Source organism: Sphaerochaeta sp. S2 (genome assembly GCF_016406725.1).
Taxonomy (GTDB): Bacteria; Spirochaetota; Spirochaetia; order Sphaerochaetales; family Sphaerochaetaceae; genus Sphaerochaeta.
In genome coordinates, this window is sequence record NZ_JAEKNT010000338.1 from 1 (window position 1) to 4,436 (window position 4,436).

General features: G+C 44.4%; 6 protein-coding genes. All 6 read left to right on the forward strand.

All coding sequences use genetic code 11. The features are described from left to right. Positions 1-602 (forward strand): hypothetical protein (locus JF818_RS09875; RefSeq protein ID WP_198891845.1); only part of this gene is annotated, 602 nt, incomplete at its 5' end. A 22-nt stretch (positions 603-624) separates the two neighbouring features. Further along, on the forward strand, positions 625-1,098 hold the full coding sequence (gene csm2, locus JF818_RS09880; RefSeq protein ID WP_198891846.1) for a type III-A CRISPR-associated protein Csm2: 474 nt from the start codon (positions 625-627) through the stop codon (positions 1,096-1,098). Between the two features lie 19 nt (positions 1,099-1,117). Next, a complete protein-coding gene (gene csm3, locus JF818_RS09885; RefSeq protein ID WP_198891847.1) occupies positions 1,118-1,807 on the forward strand; it encodes a type III-A CRISPR-associated RAMP protein Csm3 in 690 nt (229 codons plus the stop codon). 19 nt (positions 1,808-1,826) lie between these two features. Then, positions 1,827-2,747 (forward strand): CRISPR-associated protein Csm4, encoded by a 921-nt coding sequence (locus JF818_RS09890; RefSeq protein WP_198891848.1) that lies wholly within the window; start codon positions 1,827-1,829, stop codon positions 2,745-2,747. Continuing rightward, the gene (csm5, locus tag JF818_RS09895) at positions 2,731-3,879 is read left to right on the forward strand and encodes a type III-A CRISPR-associated RAMP protein Csm5 (RefSeq protein ID WP_198891849.1); all 1,149 of its coding nucleotides are present in this window, start codon (positions 2,731-2,733) and stop codon (positions 3,877-3,879) included. Before JF818_RS09890 ends, csm5 begins: the two co-directional genes overlap by 17 nt. Before the next feature lie 76 nt (positions 3,880-3,955). Next, a partial coding sequence (locus tag JF818_RS09900) for a CRISPR-associated ring nuclease (RefSeq protein ID WP_198891850.1) occupies positions 3,956-4,436 on the forward strand: 481 nt, incomplete at its 3' end.

A 4,436-nucleotide genomic window follows, 5' to 3' on the forward strand; every position in this document is an offset into this window, starting at 1 on the left:
GGTATAAGAAGAGCATCTATGTCGTATTTTCGGGAGGCGATGATTTGTGCGTGCTCGGGGTTTGGGATGTTGTCATGGAGTTTGCCTTGGATTTCCGAGAGAGGTTGGATATTTTTACAAATCATAACAAGGCAGTTACCCTTTCAGGAGGGATTGCGCTTGCATCCAGTTCGCTTCCTGTGAAAAATCTTGCGATGATGGCAGAGGAGGGCCTAGAATCATCCAAACAACGCAAGGAGCGTAACCTAATAGTGAAGGATGGTATTACGATATTTGGGGTCACCCAATCGTGGGATGTTTTCAGGAAAAGTCTGGCCGACGGTAAGCAGATGTTGAAGTACATTGATACCAACGCAGTATCCAAAGCGACAGTCTATCGAATCATCGATTTCTCCCATCGTGCAGAAAGGGTGGGGAACGGCGATTTAAGGGATTTGTTGTGGGCCAGCAATTACCAGTATCAACTGAGCAGGACAATACATAAGAACCAGGGTGAGGTACGTTCCTGGTTTGCTCAGTTTGGAGCATCTCCCCCTCAAATGGTTGATGCAAGGGTTTCTGCAAGTTATGCCCTCTATCAGATTCGTGATAGATTGAATTGAATAGTTCAAAAGGAGATTTACAATGCTACAGCCAAGACAAGGAAGTGGCCCTTCAATCATTGGGGGGTTCTACGAGGATGGCGAAAGTCGGGTAAAGCCTGATTTGTTCGACACAAAAGCGCAGGAGATTGCCAAGAAACTCTACAAGGTCAGCCAGTATAGAGGGCGTGATGTAACAAATGGGGTGAGCGGAACCCAGCTCCGGCGGATATTCGACGAGGTGAAGCGGTTCGACTACTTGCTTCAGCTGGATGCTGCCATGTGGGAAAGCCAGCTTCCCTACATCAAGATGATCAAGTCAAAAGTATGCTACACCATCGCTAGGTCAACCCGAAATCTACATAATTCAGATGAAATCCGTTGTTATGACGTATTGTCAGCGTTCCTGATTGAAGGTATCGACAGCATTCATAAGCAGAAGGACTATGAGGTCTTTCTTGCTTTGTTCGAAGCCGTCTATGGATTCTATTATGAACATGCCCCGAACAGAAGTTAAGAGAGAAAGGAGATAAACCATGGAATATCAACAGCTGGGACAGAAAAAGATCATTGGCAAAATGGTGGTGAAGACAGGGCTTCATATTGGAGCAGGTAATGACAAGGTTGAAATTGGCGGCATGGATAATCCCATAATCAGGAATCCCCTCAACCGGGAACCGTATATCCCGGGATCTTCAATCAAAGGGAAGATGAGATCCCTTCTGGAATGGAAGTTTGGAAAGATTGATATGGCAAGCAGGAAGCCTGGTGAGCCATGTTCTTGTGGAAAAGCCGATTGTCAAATTTGCAGGGTATTCGGGAGTGCCAACAATTCTAGAAACAGTGCATCAACGATTGAGAAGGGACCTACCCGTCTCATTGTTAGGGATGCAACCCTCTCAGAGGAATATCGCGCGATGATGAAACAAGGCAAGCCAATAGTAGAGGAGAAATCTGAGAATAGTTTGAACAGGATAACTGCAGAGGCAAATCCTAGACCTATCGAACGTGTAGTCCCAGGGGTAACCTTTGACTTTGAAATCATCTTCAGGGTGTTGGATATGGGAGACGGTGGAAAGACTGACTTGAAGATGTTCGATGATGTGGTGGTTTCAGGTTTGAATCTACTCAAGGCTGATTACTTGGGTGGTGGTGGTTCTCGTGGTAATGGCCAAATTGATTTCGTCGATCTGAAAGATGAAAACGGGAATTCAATAGAATTGTAACCTATGTAAGGGGCCACATATGAAACTATACAAGGCACAAATCGAGCTCCATTCACCGATTGCTACACCCCTCAAAGGTGATACCATTTGGGGGCATATTGTGTGGGGTATAGCAACCCATGAGGGAGACATTGATGTTGCGGCATTCCTTGCGGGGTGTCATTCCTCGAATCCTCCGTTCGTTATATCAAGTGCGTTTCCGCAGGGGATGTTGCCACGCCCAATCCTGAGCGAAAGGGTTGTGACTAAAATCCTGACGAAAACGGAGTATGCACAAATCAAGGCTAAGAAGAAATCGCGTTTCATCCCTTCTTTCCTAAATGATTCAATTGAAATAAAAGGGAATGCTCAACCGTATTTCATAAAAGAGTCAGAGATGCATAATACCATTGATAGGCTTTCTTTGACCGTTCAGGACCAAGGGTTGTTTTCTTCCGAATCCATGTGGCCGAATCCCAATGCATTTATGTCAGGTAGGATCGTTTTCGATTTGTACATAGCTTCCGATTATGAGGAAGATCGAATTATGCAGCTTCTTATTTGGGCATTTGAGAATGGCTATGGTGCTGATGCTTCATCTGGAAAAGGTGTTGTCACAGTATTGCCTGGTCTCCAGAAAATCCAAATACCGGCAAAGCATTCGAACCGGTATATGGCGCTTGGACCTTTTGTCCTGGGAAAGGAAAAAATTCCAGAAGACCTGCTCTCTAATATTTTCGTCAGGCGAGGAAAAATTGGAGGTGGATTTGGTAACTCATTCAACCCTTTCAAAAAGACTGTGATTTTGTTTGATGAAGGTGCGACTTTCATGTGCAATGAAGGTACGTTGTTTGTTGGAAACCTCATTACGGATGTTCACTCTGATTCCCGAATCTGTCAGTCTGGCTTTTGCCCAATCATTCCCTTGCCTGAAGGAGCGACTCATGAAGAAACAGTATGAGATAACTATCCAACCCTTGACAGCCATCCATATTGGGACAGGAAATTCAATTCCTTTGATGGAATACCTTACTGCTGAAGTTATAAAACAAGAACGGTTCATTGTGTATTCACAGGAATCCATTCTCCAGAGGGTGGTAAAAGATCCTAAAAAAATTGTGGAATATGAACGGGCAAGTAATGATCCATCATTAACATCTTTGAGAAAGTTCTTCTTGGCCAATTTCCAGAAGAACAAAGATATATCACATATCTGTGATCTCACCGATGGGTTCAAAACACTCTATGATATTAAAAGCAAAGGCAATCCATTGGACAGCAGTCTTGAAGTCTTCGAGATGTACAGGCCGGCAGGGAAAATGTCTGCTGTAATTCCTGGTAGTTCTTTCAAAGGCGCTCTGCGTACTGCGATGTTGAATCTTGTCATGCATGAATGGCCAGATGAAAAATTCTATGACAAGAATTATGACGACATCAAGCGTGCTCAGCAATCATTTGCATACAGGGATGCGGCAAACATAGAAAAAAGAGTCCAAAAGGATATCATGGGTAACGATCCCAAAAATGATTTGTTTCGGACATTCGCGTTCGGGGATGCTGCATTTGATCCAAAGGGAAGCCAAATCGTAGGCAAGATTGAGAACATTGCGAGGAAAGGTGATACTCTTGTAATCAAAGGAATTCCGATTTACACCGAGGCCTTGAAGGGCACTCTGATGGGAAACTCCACCACAGGTAAAAGCAGAGCAACGATTGATATTGACCTCCAGAAAGTGAATTTCGGGGGTCACCGATATGCTTCCATGGAGGATTTAGTACGTGCATGCCAATATTTTTTCAAGCGAGAGTTCATCAATGAAGCAGATAATTTTTATGCAGAAATATCTGATTCAAGATTGAAACTCTATAAAAAGCTGTACGATATTATAACCAATCTTGATGAATCCAACAAAGCTATATTCCCTATGCGACTTGGACGTTGGAGCCAAGCCGAATTTGTCACGTTCGAGAAAATCTATAGAATGCCAAAAGTCCCAAGGGACCATGGATATGGGGATACACGGATGGTTTTCGATTACAATGGGCAGTTGCTTCCGATGGGTTGGTGTCTCTGCATTGTGAAGGAAATTTAGCCACGTGAATATACTGGTAACAACCCTGGGATACTCATGGCACATCGTGCCTGAAATCTTGGGGTTTACTAATCCCATGCAATTCCCTCTGTATGCCCAGGCTGAAGCTGTCCAGGAAAAAATCTCTGCCTTGGGACTGTCATCGGTCAATGAATGTTGGGTGGTAACCCCTGATATCACACCTATGCTTCAAAATGAGTTCGACGCCTTGACAGCATGGGCCCAACATTTCCGATTCATTCTCAGGGTTTTTCCATGTTGTGGTGTTAAGGAGTTCTCTGATGAACGGGCTATCCGGTTGATGCGGTCATGGATATACCGGATTGTCCTGCATGCATCTGGATTGACTGCTGAAGGGAAATTATATTTATCCTTGGCAGGGGGAAGGAAAACGATGAGTGCAGATATGCAGGAAGCCGCCAATCTGTTCGGCTGCGATAAACTGCTGCATGTGGTAGCCATTGCCCAATTACCTGAAGAGTTGAGGCGAAATCCCAAGGCTCTAATGATTGAGGATTTTAACCCTGTCTCTTATAAACACATCCCGCCCCCGAGCA